This is a genomic window from Mycobacterium sp. ZZG, assembly GCF_054786995.1.
The window spans coordinates 39,065-57,827 of record NZ_JBTBFV010000035.1; the positions used below are offsets into that span (position 1 = coordinate 39,065).

20 protein-coding genes and 1 pseudogene are annotated in these 18,763 nt (G+C 69.6%); 6 read left to right on the plus strand and 15 right to left on the minus strand.

Features of this window, described 5'->3' with window-relative positions:
- Nucleotides 1–17: 17 nt before the first annotated feature.
- A complete protein-coding gene (locus ACXMYJ_RS18835; RefSeq protein ID WP_260751951.1) occupies nucleotides 18–620 on the minus strand; it encodes a TetR/AcrR family transcriptional regulator in 603 nt (200 codons plus the stop codon).
- A gap of 53 nt (nucleotides 621–673) precedes the next feature.
- On the opposite strand from ACXMYJ_RS18835, the pseudogene ACXMYJ_RS18840 reads away from it, so the two are divergent.
- Together ACXMYJ_RS18840 and ACXMYJ_RS18845 are read left to right on the plus strand one after the other, a co-directional pair.
- Nucleotides 674–2,408 (plus strand): annotated as a pseudogene (locus ACXMYJ_RS18840) (CocE/NonD family hydrolase).
- 48 nt (nucleotides 2,409–2,456) lie between these two features.
- Entirely contained in the window at nucleotides 2,457–3,668 is a 1,212-nt protein-coding gene (locus ACXMYJ_RS18845; RefSeq protein WP_260751949.1) for an acyl-CoA dehydrogenase family protein, read from the plus strand.
- Nucleotides 3,669–3,686: 18 nt separating this feature from the next.
- Here the strand turns inward: ACXMYJ_RS18845 and pdxT are convergent, their stop codons facing one another.
- The 12 genes from pdxT to ACXMYJ_RS18905 form a co-directional block, all read right to left on the minus strand.
- The gene (gene pdxT / locus ACXMYJ_RS18850; RefSeq protein ID WP_260751947.1) at nucleotides 3,687–4,271 is read right to left on the minus strand and encodes a pyridoxal 5'-phosphate synthase glutaminase subunit PdxT; all 585 of its coding nucleotides are present in this window, start codon (nucleotides 4,269–4,271) and stop codon (nucleotides 3,687–3,689) included.
- A complete protein-coding gene (tesB, locus tag ACXMYJ_RS18855) occupies nucleotides 4,268–5,116 on the minus strand; it encodes an acyl-CoA thioesterase II (RefSeq protein ID WP_260751946.1) in 849 nt (282 codons plus the stop codon). Before tesB ends, pdxT begins: the two co-directional genes overlap by 4 nt.
- Nucleotides 5,117–6,022, minus strand: a complete 906-nt coding sequence (gene pdxS / locus ACXMYJ_RS18860) for a pyridoxal 5'-phosphate synthase lyase subunit PdxS (RefSeq protein ID WP_460358403.1) — start codon at nucleotides 6,020–6,022, stop codon at nucleotides 5,117–5,119. It lies immediately after the preceding gene.
- Between the two features lie 102 nt (nucleotides 6,023–6,124).
- Entirely contained in the window at nucleotides 6,125–7,144 is a 1,020-nt protein-coding gene (locus ACXMYJ_RS18865) for an NUDIX hydrolase (RefSeq protein WP_460358406.1), read from the minus strand.
- A 20-nt stretch (nucleotides 7,145–7,164) separates the two neighbouring features.
- A complete protein-coding gene (locus ACXMYJ_RS18870; RefSeq protein WP_460358408.1) occupies nucleotides 7,165–8,295 on the minus strand; it encodes a glycosyltransferase family 4 protein in 1,131 nt (376 codons plus the stop codon).
- 28 nt (nucleotides 8,296–8,323) lie between these two features.
- Nucleotides 8,324–9,283 carry a phosphatidylinositol mannoside acyltransferase gene (locus ACXMYJ_RS18875; RefSeq protein ID WP_460358381.1) on the minus strand — a complete coding sequence of 320 codons (960 nt, stop codon included), beginning with the start codon at nucleotides 9,281–9,283 and terminating at the stop codon, nucleotides 8,324–8,326.
- Nucleotides 9,280–9,951, minus strand: coding sequence for a phosphatidylinositol phosphate synthase (gene pgsA, locus ACXMYJ_RS18880; protein ID WP_443188724.1), 672 nt, complete (start codon nucleotides 9,949–9,951; stop codon nucleotides 9,280–9,282). The genes ACXMYJ_RS18875 and pgsA overlap by 4 nt, the downstream gene beginning before the upstream one ends.
- Nucleotides 9,948–10,520 carry an ATP adenylyltransferase gene (locus ACXMYJ_RS18885; RefSeq protein WP_443188723.1) on the minus strand — a complete coding sequence of 191 codons (573 nt, stop codon included), beginning with the start codon at nucleotides 10,518–10,520 and terminating at the stop codon, nucleotides 9,948–9,950. The genes pgsA and ACXMYJ_RS18885 overlap by 4 nt, the downstream gene beginning before the upstream one ends.
- A complete protein-coding gene (gene thrS, locus ACXMYJ_RS18890; RefSeq protein WP_460358384.1) occupies nucleotides 10,498–12,567 on the minus strand; it encodes a threonine--tRNA ligase in 2,070 nt (689 codons plus the stop codon). Before thrS ends, ACXMYJ_RS18885 begins: the two co-directional genes overlap by 23 nt.
- A 68-nt stretch (nucleotides 12,568–12,635) precedes the next feature.
- A complete protein-coding gene (locus ACXMYJ_RS18895) occupies nucleotides 12,636–13,067 on the minus strand; it encodes a TIGR02611 family protein (protein WP_260751938.1) in 432 nt (143 codons plus the stop codon).
- Nucleotides 13,064–13,741 (minus strand): PaaI family thioesterase, encoded by a 678-nt coding sequence (locus tag ACXMYJ_RS18900; protein ID WP_460358387.1) that lies wholly within the window; start codon nucleotides 13,739–13,741, stop codon nucleotides 13,064–13,066. Before ACXMYJ_RS18900 ends, ACXMYJ_RS18895 begins: the two co-directional genes overlap by 4 nt.
- 20 nt (nucleotides 13,742–13,761) lie before the next feature.
- Entirely contained in the window at nucleotides 13,762–14,622 is an 861-nt protein-coding gene (locus ACXMYJ_RS18905; RefSeq protein ID WP_460358389.1) for an aldo/keto reductase, read from the minus strand.
- Between the two features lie 37 nt (nucleotides 14,623–14,659).
- On the opposite strand from ACXMYJ_RS18905, the gene ACXMYJ_RS18910 reads away from it, so the two are divergent.
- Nucleotides 14,660–15,157: a DUF1990 family protein gene (locus ACXMYJ_RS18910; RefSeq protein ID WP_460358392.1), complete on the plus strand. Its 498-nt coding sequence runs from the start codon at nucleotides 14,660–14,662 to the stop codon at nucleotides 15,155–15,157.
- Nucleotides 15,158–15,354: 197 nt separating this feature from the next.
- Nucleotides 15,355–16,062 carry a GAF and ANTAR domain-containing protein gene (locus tag ACXMYJ_RS18915; protein WP_260751934.1) on the plus strand — a complete coding sequence of 236 codons (708 nt, stop codon included), beginning with the start codon at nucleotides 15,355–15,357 and terminating at the stop codon, nucleotides 16,060–16,062.
- A 163-nt stretch (nucleotides 16,063–16,225) separates the two neighbouring features.
- On the opposite strand, the gene ACXMYJ_RS18920 is transcribed toward ACXMYJ_RS18915, so the two are convergent.
- On the minus strand, nucleotides 16,226–16,969 hold the full coding sequence (locus tag ACXMYJ_RS18920; RefSeq protein ID WP_460358394.1) for a hypothetical protein: 744 nt from the start codon (nucleotides 16,967–16,969) through the stop codon (nucleotides 16,226–16,228).
- On the minus strand, nucleotides 16,894–17,316 hold the full coding sequence (locus ACXMYJ_RS18925) for a hypothetical protein (protein ID WP_460358397.1): 423 nt from the start codon (nucleotides 17,314–17,316) through the stop codon (nucleotides 16,894–16,896). Before ACXMYJ_RS18925 ends, ACXMYJ_RS18920 begins: the two co-directional genes overlap by 76 nt.
- Here ACXMYJ_RS18925 and ACXMYJ_RS18930 point away from each other — a divergent pair.
- Nucleotides 17,301–18,563: a hypothetical protein gene (locus ACXMYJ_RS18930; RefSeq protein ID WP_460358399.1), complete on the plus strand. Its 1,263-nt coding sequence runs from the start codon at nucleotides 17,301–17,303 to the stop codon at nucleotides 18,561–18,563. The two genes, ACXMYJ_RS18925 and ACXMYJ_RS18930, sit on opposite strands and share 16 nt — an antisense overlap.
- A gap of 6 nt (nucleotides 18,564–18,569) precedes the next feature.
- Nucleotides 18,570–18,763 (plus strand): hypothetical protein (locus ACXMYJ_RS18935; protein ID WP_460358401.1); only part of this gene is annotated, 194 nt, incomplete at its 3' end.

Genomic DNA, 18,763 nt, shown 5'->3' on the forward strand with positions numbered 1-18,763 from the left:
GGGTGAACCGAACCCACTCACCCCAGGTCTTCGAGGATGTAGCGCTGCAGATTCGGCGCCACCGCCGCGATGAGCGCATCATCGTCCATCGATGCGATCGGCTCGATGCGCCATACATAGCGCATCATCGCCAGCCCCATGATCTGCGAAGAGATCAGGCCGCTACGGAACAGTCGGTCGGCGTCGTCGGCACCTAATTCTGAGACACCCATCAGACTCCGCTGCACCACCAGGCGCAGCTTTTCCCGGGTGGCCGCCTCATGTGCCGCGGTCTGCAGGATCGCATGCAGCACGGGGCCGATCTCGCAGTCGGCCCAGGCACTGAGCATCAGCCGCACCAGGGCGGCCCCCAGTTGGGGAGCCGGCGTGGCCCACGTCGCGGCGACGCTATCCAACCACTGCTGAGGTGGGTCGGTAGCGGCGTCGAGCAGCGCTTCCTTCGACCCGAAGTAGTGGTACACCAGCGCCGGGTCGACCTCGGCGGCCCGGGCCACCGCGCGCACCGTCGTTCCTGCGTAGCCGGTGGCGGCGAACGCCGCGCGGGCGGCGACGAGGATTCGCCGCGACAGCACACCGCGTTCGTCCCGGGGGCCGGACGGGATCTTGGGCACGAGTTTCATCGTAGCGTGAAATTCATGTTGTGGTGAAACTAGTCTCAACGTAGCGTGAGACTATGCCCAGCGTCGATCGCCCCCTCAACGGCCCGCAGGACACCGGCCGCACATACCGCAACCTGAGCCGGCCGCGGTTCGGAATCGCCCACCGCATAAACCAACGGGTCGGCATGCGCGACGGCGTCGACCTGCTCGCCGATGTGCACCACCCCGATTCGGTGGGACGATTCCCGGCGCTGATCGCCGCGTCGCCGTATCCGCGGCAGATTCAGGACCTGGGCGCCCCCGCGGGCTTCATCGAAGCCGGGGGCGACGTACTTCTGGGTCTCCCGCGGATACGTCCATGTCATCGCCAACCTGCGCGGCACCGGCGGATCCGGCGGCACCTTCGGCTTCATGGACGCCCAGGAGCGCCGCGACCTCTTCGACCTCGTCGAGTGGACAGCCGCCCAACCGTGGTGCGACGGCAACGTCGGCATGATCGGGATCAGCTACTTCGCGATGGCCCAGCTGGAGGCCGCCGTGGAGCGGCCACCGCACCTGAAAGCCATCTTCCCGATCGCGGCCACCGCCGACCTCTACGAAGCCGCATCACACCATGGGCTGACGAGTTCGTCGTTCGTCACGCCGTTCTTGTCGATGATGGGACTGACCGCCGGCCGCAGCGACGCTTTCTGGCGGCGCAATCCGGCCCTCGCCGTCGCCCGCCGCATCCTGAACACGCCGCGGTTACATCGCAGGTTGGCCACGATGAACGGGGAAGCCGCCGTGACGATGATGCGTCGGCTGCTCCAACTCCCCCACAATCCACACCCGTGGGACGACCTCTGGCTCGATGCCATGGTCCGGCATCCCCTGCGCGACCAGTGGTGGCAGGAACGCAACCTGTTGCCGCTGCTGGACCGCGTCGACATCCCGGTCTATCTCGGCTGCGACTGGGAGAACGTCCCGCTGCATCTGCCCTCGACCTTCACCGCATGGAAGGCGTTATCGGCCAACCCGAATGTGCGGATGGCGATGCTTGGTCAATTCGGGCTCACCTGGCCGTGGGAAAGCCTGCACCGCGAGGCACTGGCCTGGTACGACCACTGGCTCAAGGGCGCCGACACCGGCATCATGGACGGCCCGCCGGTGCGCTACGTCCTGCCGGGCGCCGACACCTGGCTCGCCAGCGCGAACTGGCCACCGGCCGCCACTGCGCTGCACTGGGCGCTACGCGCCGACGGCACCCTCGGCGCCGATGAGGGCGAACCCGGAGCACGCGAATACCTGACCCTCGGTGGCGGGCTCAACCGAGTGAAGGCCAGCCCGATCGACCCGCCGCCGACGCTGAGCTGGACTTCCGCCCCACTCGAGCGCGACCTCGACCTCGTCGGCGACATCGAGTTGCGGCTGCAGGCCTCGGCCACCGCCGCGGACACCGCCTGGATCGCGACGCTGCGCGACGTCGGACCCGATGATCAGATCACCGAGGTGACCGCGGGCTGGCTTCGGGCCAGCCTGCGCTCCGTCGACGCGGCTGCCAGCACCGACGGCGCCCCGGTGCTGCCCTGTGACACCGCCGTGGCCGTACCGGTCGGCGATACCGTGACCTACCGAATCCCGTTGGTGCCCAATGCCCGCCGCTTCCGAGCCGGCCATCGGGTGCAGCTCACCCTGACCAGCGACGATCAGGATCCACGCACTCCGGCGATCATGGGCTTCCGGCACGCGTCGGTCGGAACCAGCAGCCTGAACACGGTTCGGTCCGACTCCCAGCTGATTCTTCCAATACTTGCCGACGCTGTTAGCTGAGCCACACTCGCTGGCCGAGTAACTTACTCCGCAGTAAGGTACCCAGGCATGACGTTCTCCCTGGAACTGCCGCCGGACTTGGTGGATGTGCAGAAGTGGGTTCACGAGTTTGCTGCCGACGTGGTCCGGCCCGCGGCCGCGGAGTGGGACGAGCGCGAAGAGACCCCATGGCCGATCATCCAAGAGGCTGCCAAGATCGGTCTCTACTCCACGGAGTTCTTCGCCGAGCAGGCCGCCGAACCCAGCGGTCTGGGCATGATCGTTGCGTTCGAGGAGATGTTCTGGGGTGATGCCGGCATCGCGCTGGCCATCCTGGGCACCGGCCTGGCCGCGGCGTCGGTCGCCGCCAACGGCACCCCCGAGCAGGTCGGCGAATGGGTGCCACAGATGTTCGGCTCCGTCGACGATCCCAAGGTTGCCGCGTTCTGTTCATCCGAACCCAACGCCGGCTCCGATGTCGGGTCGATCCTGACGCGCGCCCGCTACGACGAGGCCACCGACGAATGGGTGCTCAACGGCACCAAGACCTGGGCCACCAACGGCGGCATCGCCAACGTCCACGTCGTCGTCGCCTCGGTGCACCCGGAGCTGGGCACGCGCGGTCAGGCGTCGTTCATCATCCCCCCGGACACGCCAGGTCTGAGCCAGGGCCAGAAGTTCCTCAAGCACGGCATACGCGCCTCCCACACCGCCGAGGTGGTCCTCGAAGACGTGCGCATCCCGGGCCGCCTGATCGTCGGCGGCAAGGAGAAGTTCGATGCGCGGATCGCCAAGGTCCGCGAGGGCAAGAGGGCCGCCGGGCAGGCCGCACTGGCCACTTTCGAGCGCACCCGACCCACCGTCGGCGCGATGGCGGTCGGGGTGGCACGCGCCGCATACGAGTACGCCCGCGACTACGCCTGCGAGCGTGAGCAATTCGGCCGCAAGATCGGTGAGTTCCAGGCCGTCGCGTTCAAGCTCGCCGACATGAAGGCACGCATCGACGCCGCCCGGCTGCTGGTCTACCGCGCCGGCTGGATGGCCCGCAACGGCAAGGAGTTCACCTCCGCCGAAGGGTCGATGGCCAAGCTGGTGGCCAGCGAGACCGCGGTGTACGTGACCGACGAGGCGATCCAGATCCTCGGCGGCAACGGCTACACGCGCGAGTACCCCGTCGAGCGCATGCACCGCGACGCGAAGATCTTCACGATCTTCGAGGGCACCAGCGAGATCCAGCGACTGGTGATGGCCCGCGCCCTCACCGGCCTGCCCCTGCGCTAACGCGAACCGGCGGCGTCGCTACAGGGAGGCGACGAAGAGTTTGTGGACGCGGCGGTCGCCGGTCACTTCGGGGTGGAACGCCGTGGCCATCGTGCGTCCCTGCCGCACCGCGACGGGATGGCCCGCCGCGCTGGCCAGCACCTCGACGCCTGCGCCGACCCGCTCGACCCACGGCGCGCGGATGAACACCGCGTGCACCGAACCGTCCAGCCCCTCGAAGTCGACGTCCTCTTCGAAGGAGTCGACCTGCCGCCCGAAAGCGTTGCGGCGCACCGTCATATCGATGGCGCCCAGCGGCAGCGCCTGCCGTCCGGGCACCCCGGCGTTGGCGATGTCGCTGGCCAGCAGGATCATCCCCGCGCAGGACCCGTAGGCGGGCATCCCGTCGGCGAGCCTGGCGCGCAGCGGCTCCAGCAGCTCGAACTCGCGCAGGAGATGACTCATCGCAGTGGACTCCCCACCCGGGATCACCAGCGCGTCCACCGCGTCGAGCTCGGCGCGCCGACGGACGGTGCGGGCCTGCGCCCCGGCTTCCTCCAGTGCGGCCAGGTGCTCCCGGGTGTCGCCCTGCAGCGCGAGCACCCCGACCTGGGGAGCGCTCACCCTCGGCCCGGGGTGAAGTCGCGGGTGTAGCGGGTCAACCCCTCCTGCATCACGGCGGCGACCATCTCGCCGTACCGGTTGTAGATCTTGCCCTGGGTGAGCGCGCGCCCACCGCACGCCGACGGCGAGGACTGGTCGTAGAGCAGCCACTCGTCGGCCCGGAATGCCCGCATGAACCACATCGCGTGGTCCAGCGAGGCCACCATCAGATGAGCACGCTCCTCGATGTGATTGACCTGCGCCGATCCCAGCAGCGTGAGATCGCTCATGTAGGCCAGCGCGCAGATGTGCAGCACGTGGTCGTCGGGCAGCGGGTCGCGATGCCGGAACCACACCTGCTGCTGAGAGGCCTTGCCTTCACGCACCCCCAGCCGGTCGCGCGGCACGATCCGCACATCCCATTCGTCGAACTGCCGGAAGCTGGCGTCGTCGAACACCTTGCTGCTGGACTTGAAATCGGGGATGTCGTCCGGCGGCGGCGCGAACGGCATGGCGTCCTGGTGTTCGATGCCGCTCTGGTCGGTCTGGAACGACGCCGACATCGAGAAGATGGTCTCGCCGTGCTGGATCGCGCTCACCCGCCGGGTGCAGAACGACCCGCCGTCGCGGATGCGCTCGACGATGTACACCGACGGCGCGCGCGCGTCGCCGGGCCGCAGGAAGTAGCCGTGCAGCGAGTGCACCTGGAACTTCGGGTCGACGGTCCGCACCGCGGAGACCAGCGACTGCCCGGCCACGTGACCGCCGAAGGTGCGCTGCAGGAAGCCGGATTCGGGACTGAAGACACCGCCGCGATAGATGTTGACCTCGAGCTGCTCCAGATCGAGGATTTCTTCAATCGCCACTTACCAGCCGCGCTCGGCCAGGCGGTGCGGCACCGGGATGTCGTCGACGTTGATGCCGACCATCGCCTCACCCAGACCGCGCGACACCTTGGCCAGCACGTCAGGATCGTCGTAGAACGTGGTGGCCTTGACGATCGCCGCCGCGCGCTCGGCCGGGTTGCCGGACTTGAAGATGCCCGACCCGACGAACACGCCCTCGGCGCCGAGCTGCATCATCATCGCCGCATCGGCCGGGGTCGCGATGCCGCCGGCGGTGAACAGCGTCACCGGCAGCTTGCCGGCCCACGCCACCTCGACCACCAGATCGTAGGGGGCCTGCAATTCCTTTGCCGCCACATATAATTCGTCCTCCGACAGCGAGGTCAACCGGCGGATCTCGCCGCCGATCTTGCGCATGTGGGTGGTGGCGTTGGACACATCGCCGGTGCCGGCCTCACCCTTGGAGCGGATCATCGCCGCCCCCTCGGTGATCCGCCGCAGCGCCTCGCCGAGGTTGGTCGCCCCGCACACGAACGGCACGGTGAACTTCCACTTGTCGATGTGGTTGGTGTAGTCGGCCGGGGTCAGCACCTCGGACTCGTCGACGTAGTCGACCCCGAGGCTCTGCAGGATCTGAGCTTCGACGAAATGCCCGATCCGCGCCTTGGCCATCACCGGGATGGTGACCGCGTCGATGATGCCCTCGATCATGTCGGGGTCGCTCATCCGCGACACCCCGCCCTGGGCCCGGATGTCGGCGGGAACCCGCTCTAGCGCCATCACCGCGACCGCGCCGGCGCCCTCGGCGATACGCGCCTGCTCCGGGGTCACGACGTCCATGATCACGCCGCCCTTGAGCATCTCGGCCATTCCGCGCTTGACCCGCGCGGTTCCGCGGGTGGGAGCCCCGAGCCCTTCGCCGGACATTTCGGATTCCACTGCTTTCTCCTTCAATCGCTACTGATCCAGTCTAGGTGTGGCCGCAAATCGATTCGATCCGCTCGGACATGAGCAGCGATACAACTCAGGTCAGCGGATGGACTTCAGGGGGCCGTCCGCCGACGCACCCGGTGCGTCGGCCAGCGCGTTCGCCTCGTCCAGAAGCTCGCCCAGCTGCAAGGGGTACACGGTCTCACCGTTGGCGACCAGCTTGTCGATCATTGTCGCATCGCACCAGCGGTGACCGTGAATGTAGGTGCGCTCCAGCCTGGACCGGCCCGCGTCCGACGGCTCGAACCGTGTGGTGCGGTGCACGAAGTACATCTCCTCGCTGCGGATCACCGCCCCGTTGAAGTCGATGACGGCGTCACGGCGCCACACCGGGCCGGTGATGACGTCGGGCGCCACCAGCAGTCCGGTCTCCTCGTGCAGTTCCCGCACCGCGGCCTGCGCCAGCGACTCCCCCACCTGGGCCGCACCGCCGATGGTGAACCACCACCGCGGCGGGGGCCCGTCCCCGCCCGCGGCAGCGGGATCGGATCCGCGCAACAGCAGCACCGCACCGTGCTCGTCGAGCAGCACCACCCGCGCCGAGATCCGTCTGCTCACCGGCGCAGGCTCGCGGGCCGACCGCTCGCCGCCCTCGGCGATTTCGAAATAGGTTGGCAGCGAGGCGGTTCCACCGAGGCGCAGCGCGCGCACCAGGGGGCGCTCCCGCAGGGCGAGGGTGTCGCGCACCGCATCGTTGTGGAAGCGGCGGGCCAGCACGACGCGCGCCTCGGCGTCGGCGAGTTCGGCCACCAGCGGCAACGGCAGTGACGCGGGGTTCACCCGCGCCAGGGCCGCCGACAGCTCGTTCTCGACGGATTCCCGGGCCGGGCGGGCGGCCCGCTCGGCGGCGTCCGCCAGCGCGGCGAGCCGCTTGCCCTCCGGTCCTCCGCCGTGCGCCTCGACGGCCACCGCGCGGGCTACCACGGCCCGGCGGGCCAACGCCCCGTCGAGTGCCTGCCACGACAGGTCGTAGCGCACGTGCAGCCGGTCCAACCGGTTGGCCGTCTGATAGGCCCAGCCGGCGATCAACAGGATCAGCGCGACCAGCACCGCGACCATGACCGCGGTCACCCACGGAATCACGACGCGACCTGGATCTTCACCCCGGCCCCGGCGACGGTCTCGTACACCCGCACGATCTGGCGCGCCACCACCGACCAGTCGTACCGCTGCACCGCCTGCGTCGCGTTGTCGATGTAACGCGCCCGCGCGGCGTCGTCCGACAGCATCGCGATCAGCCCATCGGCCAGGGCCGCGGGGTCATCGACAGCCACCAGTCGGCCGGCCTCGCCGTCGACCAGCACCCGCCGGAACGCGTCGAGATCACTGGCCACCACCGCGGTGCCGGCGGCCATCGCCTCGACCAGCACGATGCCGAAGCTCTCCCCGCCGGTGTGGGGGGCGCAGTACACGTCGGCGCTGCGCATGGCCGACGCCTTCTCCGCGTCGTCGACCTGCCCGAGGAACCGCAGGTGAGGGGCCAACTGTCCCGCCTGCGCGCGCAGCTCGCCCTCATCGCCGCGGCCGACCACCAGGATCTCTACGTCCTCGAACCGGGCCACCAGCGCGGGCAGCGCTGCCAGCAGCACCGCCATGCCCTTTCGGGGTTCGTCGAACCGCCCCAGGAACAGCACGGTGCGGCCCGGCCGCGGATACCCGGGCAGCAGGGGCGCCGAGGCGAAGGAGGCCACGTCGACGCCGTTGGGGATCTCGACGGCGTCGCTGCCCAGCGCTTCCATCTGCCAGCGCCGTGCCAGATCCGACACCGCGATCCGGCCGACGATCTTCTCGTGCATCGGCCGCAGGATCGGTTCGAACACCGACAACGTCAGAGACTTCGTCGTCGACGTGTGGAAGGTCGCCACGATCGGGCCTTCGGCGATGTTCAGCGCGAGCATCGACAGGCTGGGGGCGTTCGGTTCGTGCAGGTGCAACACATCGAAGTCGCCCTGCTGAAGCCACTTCTTGACCTTGCGGTGGGTGGCCGGGCCGAACCGCAGCCGCGCCACCGAGCCGTTGTACGGGATCGGTACGGCCCGGCCTCCGGACACCACGAAGTCCGGCAGCGAGTCCCCCGCCTCCGGTGACGCGGGCGCCAGCACACTGACCTCGTGGCCGCTGCCGCGCAGCACCTCCGCCAGCTGCAGCACGTGCGACTGCACTCCGCCGGGCACGTCGAACGAGTACGGGCACACCATCCCGATCCGCATCAGCGTCGTCGCTTCGTCGCGCAAGCGCTCACGGGGAAGCCTCCAGGCGGGCCCTGCGCTCGTCGGAGAGGTCGGCCAGCCACTGCGGCTGCATCATGTGCCAGTCCTCGGGGTGGGCGGCGATGTTCTTCGCGAACCGGTCGGCCAGGGCCTGGGTGATCGCGATGACGTCCCCCGAGGACGTGTCCACTTCCGGGTAGACCTGCATGCCCCAGTCGTCCGGCTCGAACCAGCAGTGCACCGGAAACAGCGCCGCCCCGGTCGCCAGCGCGAGTTTGGCCGGGCCCGCGGGGAGCCTGCTCGGCTCGCCGAAGAAGTCGACCGGGACGCCGGTGCGCGTCATGTCGCGGTCGGCCATCAGGCACACCACACCGTTGTCGCGCAGCCGGTCCCGCAGCACGTCGAACGGCGGCCGCTCACCTCCGGACAGCGGCACCACCTCGAACCCGAGGCTTTCGCGGTAGGCCAGGAACCGGTGATACAGCGACTCGGGTTTGAGCCGTTCGGCAACCGTCGCGAAGGTGCCGTGGTGCTGGGCCAGCCACACCCCGGCCATGTCCCAGTTCCCGCTGTGCGGCAATGCCAGCACGGCCCCACGGCCGGCCTCCAGTGCCGACCACAGCAGCTCGATGTCGTTGACGTGCAGGCGGCTGGCCAGATCCTCGTGGTCCATCGCGGGCAGCCGGAACGCCTCCCGCCAGTACCGGGCGTAGGACGCCAGCGAGGCGCGCATCAGATCCGCGGGGACGTCGTGGGGCGCCGTGCCGACCACCCGGGCCAGGTTCCTGCGAAGCTGCTCAGGCCCGCCGTTGCGCGACGCCCACCACGCTCCGGCGTCGAAGGTGTTGCGCGCCAAAACCTCCGGGGCCGCGCGCACCAGACGCCAGCCCGCGGCATACCCCCAGTCGGTCAGGTGGCCACTCAACGTCGACGGCACCGACAACAGTCGCCCGATGCCGTGTCCCGACCCGACCGGGTGCTCCGTCATTGGTCGGTGGCCTCCGGCGTGTCGCCGGCTTCGGGCACCGGGAGCGGATCCATCGCCGCCGCGGAAGTCCGCACGCTGTGCAACCGCTGCCCCACCGTCACCACGCTGGTCACCGCCAGCACCCACATCGCCACATCGAGCAACCAGGGCAGCGGGAAGAACGGCAGATCCGACAGTCCGGCGCCGACGAGCACGATGACCAGCCGCTCGGGCCGTTCGATCAAACCGCCGTCGCCGGACAGCCCGCTGGCCTCCGCACGGGCCTTAATGTAGGAGATGACCTGCGATGAGACCAGGCAGATCATCGTCGCGACCACCAGGTGCGTGCTGTGCAACCCGAATGCGGCCCACCACAACAGACCGCAGAACACCGCGCCGTCGCTGATGCGGTCGCAGGTGGCGTCCAGCACCGCCCCGAAGCGGGTGCCGCCGCCGCGCAACCGGGCCATCGCGCCGTCGAGCATGTCGGCGAGCACAAAGAACGAGACCGCGACCGCGCCCCACCACAGCTGCCCGATCGGGAACAGGGTCAGCGCGGCAAGTACCGAGCCTGCGGTACCCAGGATCGTGACGCTGTCGGGCGTCAGTCCCAGCTTGAGGGCCCCCTTGGCCACCGGCCGCGACAACTTGGCGTAGGCGGCGCGGGTCATCAGGTAGAAGTCGCTCACTGCTGCCTGTCCCACTCGGTGGCCAGCAACTTGCGGGTGTCGCGCAGCAGCTGTGGGATCACCTTGGAATCGCCGATCACGGTGATGAAATTGGCGTCCCCGCCCCAGCGCGGCACGACATGCATGTGCAGGTGTTCGGACAGCGATCCGCCCGCCGAAGTGCCGAGGTTCAGGCCGACGTTGAAACCGTGCGGGCGCGACACCGCCTTCATCACGCGGATGGCCTTCTGGGTGAACGCCATCAGCTCGGCGCTCTCGTCGTCGGTCAGGTTCTCCAGTTCGGCCACCCGCCGGTACGGCACCACCATCAGGTGACCCGGGTTGTACGGGTACAGGTTGAGCACCGCGTACACCAGTTCCCCGCGAGCGACCACCAATCCGTCCTCGTCGGACATGGTCGGGATGTCGGTGAACGGCTCCGCCGACGACGCCGATCCGGGTTTGACCGCGTCGACGATGTAGGTCATCCGGTGCGGCGTCCACAGCCGCTGCAGACGGTCCGGGTCCCCAACGCCGCGGTCTACGATCGTGTCCTCGGGATCCACGTCACCCCTCGCCCGCTTCAGCATTGACCTCGACGAGTTGGGCTGTGGGCGTGGCATTCTCGCGCCGACGCACCCACTCGACAATGGTCTCGACCGCTCGGTCCCGCGGCACCCCGTTGATCTGGGTGCGGTCCCCGAACCGGAAGGACACCGCGTCGGCCTCGACGTCGCGGTCGCCCGCGAGCAGCATGAACGGCACTTTTTGGTTGGTGTGGTTGACGATCTTCTTGGCCATCCGGTCGTCGCTGGTGTCGACCTCGGCGCGGATGCCGTTCGCGCGCAGCCGGGCTGCCACGTCCTGCAGGTACGGGATGTGGTCGTCGGCGACCGGGATGCCGACCACCTGCACCGGCGCCAGCCAGGCCGGGAAGGCTCCGGCGTAGTGCTCGGTGAGCACGCCGAAGAACCGCTCGATCGACCCGAACAGCGCCCGGTGGATGAGCACCGGGCGCTGACGGGAACCGTCGGGGCTGGTGTATTCCAGCTCGAAACGGTCGGGCATGTTGAAGTCGAGCTGGATGGTCGACATCTGCCAGCTCCGGCCCAGTGCGTCACGCACCTGCACCGAGATTTTGGGGCCGTAGAACGCCGCGCCACCCGGATCCGGCACCAGCTGCAGCCCTGAGGATTCGGCCACTTCACGCAGGGTTTCGGTGGCTTCTTCCCAGATCTCGTCGGAGCCGACGAACTTGTCCGGATCCTTGGTCGAAAGCTCCAGGTAGAAGTCGTCGAGACCGTAGTCGGCCAGCAGATCCAGGACGAACTGCAACAGCCGGGCGAGCTCGTCGCGCATCTCCTCGCGGGTGCAGTAGATGTGCGCGTCGTCCTGGGTCATGCCCCGCACCCGCGTGAGCCCGTGGACCACACCGGACTTCTCGTAGCGGTACACGCTGCCGAACTCGAAGAGCCGCAACGGAAGTTCCCGATAGGAGCGCCCCCGCGACCGGTAGATCAGATGGTGCATGGGGCAGTTCATCGGCTTCAGGTAGTAGTCCTGACCGGGTTTGCGCACCGTGCCGTCGTCGTTGTACTCGGCGTCGATGTGCATGGGCGGGAACATGCCGTCGGCGTACCACTCGAGGTGCCCGGAGGTGATGTAGAGCTGTTCCTTGGTGATGTGCGGCGTATTGACGAACTCGTAGCCGGCCTCGATGTGCTTGCGGCGCGAGTACTCCTCCAGTTCACGGCGCACCACACCGCCCTTGGGGTGGAAAACCGGCAGACCCGAACCCAATTCGTCGGGGAAGCTGAACAGGTCCAGCTCGACGCCGAGCTTGCGGTGGTCACGCTTCTGAGCTTCCTCGATCAGCTCGAGATGGCGGTCGAGCGCTTCCTGGGACTCCCAAGCAGTCCCGTAGATGCGCTGCAGGCTGGCGTTGTTCTGATCACCGCGCCAGTAGGCCGCCGAGCTGCGGGTCAGCTTGAACGCCGGGATGTAGCGGGTGGTAGGAATGTGCGGACCGCGGCACAGGTCGCCCCAAACCCGTTCCCGGGTACGGGGATTGAGGTTGTCGTAGGCGGTCAGCTCGTCGCCACCGACTTCCATGACCTCCGGGTCGTCGGCGCGGGACTTGTCGTCGATCAACTCGAGCTTGTAGGGCTCCGCGGCGAGCTCTTCGCGGGCCTGGTCAATGGATTCGAACACCCGGCGCTCGAACAGCTGACCGTCCTTGACTATCTTGCGCATCTTTTTCTCGAGCGCCTCAAGATGCTCCGGGGTGAACGGCTCGGCGACGTCGAAGTCGTAGTAGAAGCCGTCGGTGATCGGCGGGCCGATGCCGAGCTTGGCGTCGGGAAACATGTCCTGCACCGCCTGGGCCAGCACATGGGCGGCCGAGTGCCGGATCACGCTGCGGCCGGCCTCGGTGTCGGCGGCCACAGCGATCACCTCGACGTCGGCGTCGGGAACCCAGGACAGGTCGCGCAGCCGGCCCTCGGGATCTTGAACCACGACGATGGCGTCGGGCGCCCCCCGGGACGGTAGGCCCGCGTCACGCACCGCCTGCCCGGCGGTCGTCCCGGCAGCCACCCGGATCGAGGCTGCGGGGGCGGGGCGGGCGGGGGCGCTCATCGCTGGGCTCTCCAAACTCTCAGGTGCGGGTCGTGGATCGATCGCGACCATGCTATCGGTGCTGGGCCTCAGCTCCCGATACCAATAGGGCTCTTGAGCCACGGGTAGTCCATCCCGACCAATCCGCCGGCGAAACCGAGCGCCCCCAGCAACCACAGCGTGCCCACCACCACCGCGAAGGTGAAGAGCGCGCCGAGCGCTTGAACCCAAAGGCCCTGACGTTTGAACCAGTCCATCGCGGCGTCGTAGCGGGAGCGTGCAAATTTCAGCAGGCGATGTGCCCACTCGAACTCGGTGGCCAGGATCACCAGGCCCAGGAAGACGATGGCCCAGCCTGGGCCGGGGTACGGAATCGCCAGGATTCCGACGGCGAGCACCAGGAGCCCGACCACACCGACCGCGATGCGGTAGGCGAGATCGAGGCCCCGGCGGTCCCGCAGCCGGTCTCTCCAGCGCGCCCACCTGCGGGTGAGTCCGCGTACCCCGCCGCGCTCGCTCACGGCTGCCCGGGTTTCAACGTGACGAACAGAGAATGGGCGTCGGCCAGCACGTCGTCACCGTCGAGAAGCCTGCCCGACACGAAGATCTTCCGGTCGACAATGTCGTCGATCCGGGCCTCGACCTGGAGCTCGGCGCCGATCAGCGCGATCTTGCGGTAGTCCACGTGCAGGAAGGCGGTGCGCTGGGCCTTGTTGCCGCTGAGTTTGAACGCGGTGAACCCCAGCAGGGAATCGAACAGGTGGGCCACCGCGCCGCCGTGCGCGGCGCCGTTGCGGCCCAGGTGGTAGCGACGGAACCGGGCGGTGCCGGCGACGCGGCCGTCCTCGGTCAGGTGCAGGTCGATCGGCGGGCTGAGAATGTTGCCGCGGTTGGGCAGGTCCATCCGCCGGCCGGACGGCGACGACCATTCGTCGGCGTCGTACGGCGCCAGCAGCGCCGAGACCTTCTCGATCAGGTCGGCGGCCTCAGTGATCACCGCGTCGGGCGCGTCCGCAGCGCGGGCATGGTCCTGCAGTGTGCGGACCGCTTCGACGAACCGCCCGTAGTCCGGGCCGCCGCGGTTGGTGGGTTCGGGCGGGTTGAACCCGCCACCGACGCGGGCGTCGAAACCAGTACCGACGCGGGCGTCGAAACCAGTACCGACGCGGGCGTCGGCAGCTTTGTTGGTGCTCACCCGCTCACCGTATTGGTTGCTCAACTCGCGGCGGCGCCGGCGTTGCTCAGTGTCTCGAACTCGGTGTCGGTCAGCTCGATCTGCGCGGCCGCCACGTTCTCCTCCAGATGGGCGACCTTCGAGGTTCCCGGGATGGGCAGCATCACCGGCGAACGCTTGAGCAGCCAGGCCAGCGCCAGCTGCGACGGGGAGCACCCATGGTCGGCCGCGATCCGCTGCAGCGGGCCGTCGGGAGCCGCCAGCGGACCCGCGGCCAGCGGAAACCACGGGATGAACGCGATGCCGTCGGCTTCGCACACGTCGAGCACAGGCTCCGAGTCGCGCATCGTGAGGTTGTACTTGTTCTGTACGGACACGATCACGGTGACCCGGCGCGCCGCGGCGAGCTGGTCGGTGTCGACCTCGGAAAGGCCGACGTGCCGGATCTTGCCCTCCTTCTGGAGCTCCGCCAGCTCACCGACCTGGTCTTCGGCGGGGAACTTCGGGTCGATGCGGTGCAGCTGGAACAGGTCGATGGTGTCGACCCCCAGCCTGCGCAGACTCATCTCGCATTCCTGCCGCAGGTAGGCCGGAAACCCTAGCGGCTCCCACACGTCCGGCGCGGTCCGCAACAGGCCCGCCTTGGTCGCGATGACGACACCGTCGTAGGGGTGCAGCGCTTCGTGGATGAGGTCCTCGGAGATGTACGGGCCGTAGGAGTCCGCGGTGTCGATGAAGTCGACGCCGAGTTCGACCGCCCGGCGCAGTACCCGCAGGCATTCGTCGCGGTCGGCGGGCGGGCCCCACACGCCGGGACCGGTGAGGCGCATAGCGCCGAAGCCGAGTCGGTGGACAGTCAGGTCGCCGCCGAGGGTGAAGGTCGGTGCGTTCGCGGCAGTCACCGCTCCGACGGTACGCGGGCGATGACAAGCTGACATGGTGAGACTGACCGACCTGGCCGCCACGGCGCTGACCTATCCGGAGGTGGGGGCGACCGCCTCGGACATGCCCGGCGGCTACCACCATCTGCACAAGTCGTCGGTGATCGGACGCGGCCGTGACCGGTTCGAGCGGGCCGCCGCCGAAGGCATGCGCTGGGGGATGCTGCGCGGGGCGGGGCTGCGGGTGGAGGCCACGGCGCCGGTGGCAACCGTCGGCGCCGAGGTGCTGGTGCATCTGGGACCGGTGATCGCCCCGTGCCGGGTCGTCTACGTCGTCGACGAGCCCGATCGTCGCGGTTTCGCCTACGGCACGCTGCCCGGCCACGCCGAGTCTGGAGAGGAACTCTTCCTCGTGCGCTACGACCCCGCCACCGATCTCGTGCACGCGGAGGTGACCGCGTTCTCCCGGCACGCGACATGGTGGAGTCGGTTGGCTTCCCCGGTGACCTCGCTGGTGCAGCGGGTGATCACCAACCGGTACCTGCGGGCGCTTTGACCGAGTGCCTCCGATTTCGCTGGCAGCGCGCTGCCCGGAACGGAAAGGCTGCCGGACGGGCGCCGGCCCGGCCTTCCGGTATGACGGCTACCGCGCCAAACGGTCACAATAGCGACATTCCGCATGCCCGCACCGACCGTCGGGCTCGGCGGTAGCCTTAAGAGCCATATTGACGCGTGAGTATCGGACGGTGAGGGATGAGCGATCCAGCTGCCATGGAGGCTGCGCACCTGCGTGTGGCCGAGCTGGTGCAGGGCCTGCACAACAGGCCTGACACCGACTCAGAGACCGTGGTCGCCGAATTGGCCGAACTCGCCGCCGCGGAGATCCCGGGTGCTCAGTACGCCGGAATCACGTTGACTCGCAACGCGAAACAGATCGAAACCCCGGCAGCGACCCACCATTGGCCGCTGCTGCTGGACAAGATCCAGCAGCGTCATCTGGAAGGGCCGTGTCTGACCGCGGCATGGGACGAAAAGACCGTCCACGTCCGCGATCTGGAGACCGACGAGCGCTTCCCGAACTATCGGCGTGATGCGCTGGCCGAGACACCTGTCCGGTCGATCATGGCGTTCCAGCTGTTCATCGCCGGGGAGACGTTGGGTGCGCTCAACATCTATTCCGAAAGTGGGGGGGCTTTCACGGACGAGTCGCGCACTCTCGGACTGATCTTCGCCGCACATTCGTCGGTGGCATGGAACTCGGCGCGCCGCGAAGAACAGTTCCGCCGGGCGCTGGCCAGTCGGGACGTGATCGGCCAGGCCAAGGGCATGATCATGGAGCGCTACCGCGTGGACGCCGTTCAGGCGTTCGAGTTGCTGCGCAAGCTGTCTCAGGACAGCAACGTTCCGCTGATCAAGGTCGCCACGAACCTGGTCGCCGACGCACAGACTTCGGAGGCCTGAGGCAGCCGGGAGTTCTGCGGTTCAATGCACGTGGCGGGCAGGTGAGTGCGGCTACAGGCCGCAAGCCCCAGGCGCACGTGTGACACGCCCGTGCTCGAAGCGAGCCGGGCCGCCCGCACTCCCGGTGGCGGGAGGACGGGCGGCGAGGTCGCCCGCGGCGTCGTTACCGGGTGTCCCACCGGTCACGTCGGTCACCGACCGGGGCGGTACCCGTGACCAGTGCCCGCGGGATCTCGGCGTTTACCGGAGCGGCAGCCGAATCACCCTGCGTCGCCGACCAATCCGTGCCGACGCAGAGCAGGTCCGACGGCGTGGGCAGTTCACTCGGCAACGGCACCGGCAGACCCGGGATCGACGGGATACTCAGCGACGGCGGCGCCACCAGATTCGACAGGCTCGTCGCGGCGAGCGGGGTGAACGGGTCGGGCGGCGCGGGGACACCCACACTGACCGATCCGGCACCACCGGGCACCGGGGCGGGCGGCGGAGGCAGGATGCCGGCGACCGAGGACGTGGCGCCCTGAACCGAGCGGATCACTCCGGGCGGCGTCAGCAGATCTTCGAGCGCCACCGAGCTGCCGGGTGTTCCGGGGATCGGCGACCTCGGCGTGCCGGTGTTGACGCTGGTGGATCCTCCCGGAGCGGGCGGTAGAACCGGGTTGTTGCCGGGAACCGGTCCGCCGACAGACGTTCCGGGTGTGCCGGGTGACGTCGGCGTACCCGCGTTGACCGGGCTGCCGGTCGACGCGGGCGGCACCGGCGGAGTCCCCGGTGTCGCGCCGGGCACCGTCGTGATCGCGGGCGTGCCGGGACCACCCGGCGCCGGCGGGGTCACCACACCGGCAGGCACCGCACCCCCGCCACCGGGAACGCCCGGCACCGGCGGGGCCACCACACCGGCAGGCACCGCACCCCCACCACCGGGAGCACCCGGCACCGGCGGGGTTGCGACGCCGGCCTCGCCGAAGATCGGCGCACCGGGTGCGGGCGGAGCCGGCGGCGCGACAGCCGCGGCAGCCGCATCAATCGGAGCACCGCCACCTGGGCCACCCGCGCCCGCACCGACAGCTCCCCCGGCACCCTCAACCGGAGCACCGCCACCCGGGCCACCCGCGCCCGCACCGACAGCTCCCCCGGCACCCTCAACCGGAGCACCGCCACCCGGGCCACCCGCGCCCGCACTGACAGCTCCCCCGGCACCCTCAACCGGAGCACCGCCACCGGGGCCACCCGCAGCGATGGCACCGGCGTCACCGAAAACCGGTGCGGCAGGTGGCGCCGGGGGCGCCACCGCTGCGGCGGCCGCATCGATCGGTGCGCCGGACGGGCCCGGAGCGGGCGGCGTCACGACACCCGCCTCGCCACCGGCAGGCACACCCGGCACACCCGGGGCGGGAGGTGTCGCAACACCGGCCTCCCCCACCACCGGAGCACCCGGAACACCCGGAGCCGGCGGCGTCACGACACCCGCCTCGCCACCGGCAGGCACACCCGGCACACCGGGAGCGGGAGGTGTCGCAACACCGGCCTCCCCCACCACCGGAGCACCCGGAACACCCGGAGCGGGCGGCGTCACGACACCCGCCTCACCTCCAGCGGGCACACCCGGCACACCCGGCGCCGGCGGTGTGGCCACGTCGAGCGACGAATTCACCGGTGCACCAGGCACTCCCGGCGCCGGAGGCGTCGCAACACTCACCTCACCACCAGCAGGCACACCCGGCACACCCGGCGCCGGCGGTGTGGCCACGTCGAGCGACGAATTCACCGGTGCACCAGGCACTCCCGGCGCCGGAGGCGTCGCAACACTCACCTCACCACCAGCAGGCACACCCGGCACACCCGGAGCCGGAGGCGTCGCCACCCCGGCCTCGCTGACCACCGGCGCACCCGGCACACCCGGAGCCGGAGGCGTCGCAACACTCACCTCACCACCAGCAGGCACACCCGGCACACCCGGAGCCGGAGGTGTCACCACGCTCGACGACGCCTCGATCGGCACGCCGGGAACGCCGGGTGCCGGCGGCGTCGCCACCTCGAGCGAGGAGTGCACCGGTGTGCCAGGCACACCCGGGGCCGGAGGAGCCGCCACATTCACTTCGCCACCGGCAGGCCCACCCGGAACACCCGGAGCCGGCGGCGACGCCACCTCGACCGACGAGCCCGCCGGAGTAGCGGGTGCCGGAGGGGCAGGCGGCGAGAAGGTCTCCACCGTGCCGGACGACGGTGTGCCCGGGGCCGGCGGAGCGGGCGGTGAGAACGTCTCGACCGTGCTGACGGTCGGAGTCCCGGGCGCACCCGGCGCCGGAGGCGTCACCACACCAGCCTCATCACCTACCGGAGCACCCGGCGCACCCGGCGCCGGAGGCGCCACCACACCAGCCTCATCACCCACCGGAGCACCCGGCGCACCCGGCGCCGGAGGCGCCACCACACCAGCCTCATCACCCACCGGAGCACCCGGCGCAGGCGGAGCCGGAGGCGCCACCACACCAGCGTGATCGCCGATGGGAGCCCCGGGAGCGGGCGGAGCCGGGGGCGCTACCACACCGGCCTCATCACCCACCGGAGCACCCGGCGCGGGCGGAGCCGGAGGTGCCGCCACGCCGGAAGCCCCGGCGATCGGGGCGCCCGGAGCCGGCGGAGCCGGAGGGGGCACCGCGCCCGACGCGCCCTCGACCGGGGCGCCCGCCGCCGGAGG

Bases quoted from the DNA above. Each gene is read 5' to 3' on its own strand.
- ACXMYJ_RS18835 (WP_260751951.1), bottom strand. From the start codon at position 620: ATGAAACTCGTGCCCAAGATCCCGTCCGGCCCCCGGGACGAACGCGGT.
- ACXMYJ_RS18845 (WP_260751949.1), top strand. From the start codon at position 2,457: ATGACGTTCTCCCTGGAACTGCCGCCGGACTTGGTGGATGTGCAGAAG.
- pdxS (WP_460358403.1), bottom strand. From the start codon at position 6,022: ATGTCCGGCGAAGGGCTCGGGGCTCCCACCCGCGGAACCGCGCGGGTC.
- ACXMYJ_RS18865 (WP_460358406.1), bottom strand. From the start codon at position 7,144: ATGGTCGCGGTGCTGGTCGCGCTGATCCTGTTGATCGCCGGCTGGGCC.
- ACXMYJ_RS18870 (WP_460358408.1), bottom strand. From the start codon at position 8,295: ATGCGGATCGGGATGGTGTGCCCGTACTCGTTCGACGTGCCCGGCGGA.
- ACXMYJ_RS18875 (WP_460358381.1), bottom strand. From the start codon at position 9,283: ATGACGGAGCACCCGGTCGGGTCGGGACACGGCATCGGGCGACTGTTG.
- ACXMYJ_RS18885 (WP_443188723.1), bottom strand. From the start codon at position 10,520: ATGCTGAAGCGGGCGAGGGGTGACGTGGATCCCGAGGACACGATCGTA.
- thrS (WP_460358384.1), bottom strand. From the start codon at position 12,567: ATGAGCGCCCCCGCCCGCCCCGCCCCCGCAGCCTCGATCCGGGTGGCT.
- ACXMYJ_RS18915 (WP_260751934.1), top strand. From the start codon at position 15,355: ATGAGCGATCCAGCTGCCATGGAGGCTGCGCACCTGCGTGTGGCCGAG.
- ACXMYJ_RS18930 (WP_460358399.1), top strand. From the start codon at position 17,301: ATGGCACCGGCGTCACCGAAAACCGGTGCGGCAGGTGGCGCCGGGGGC.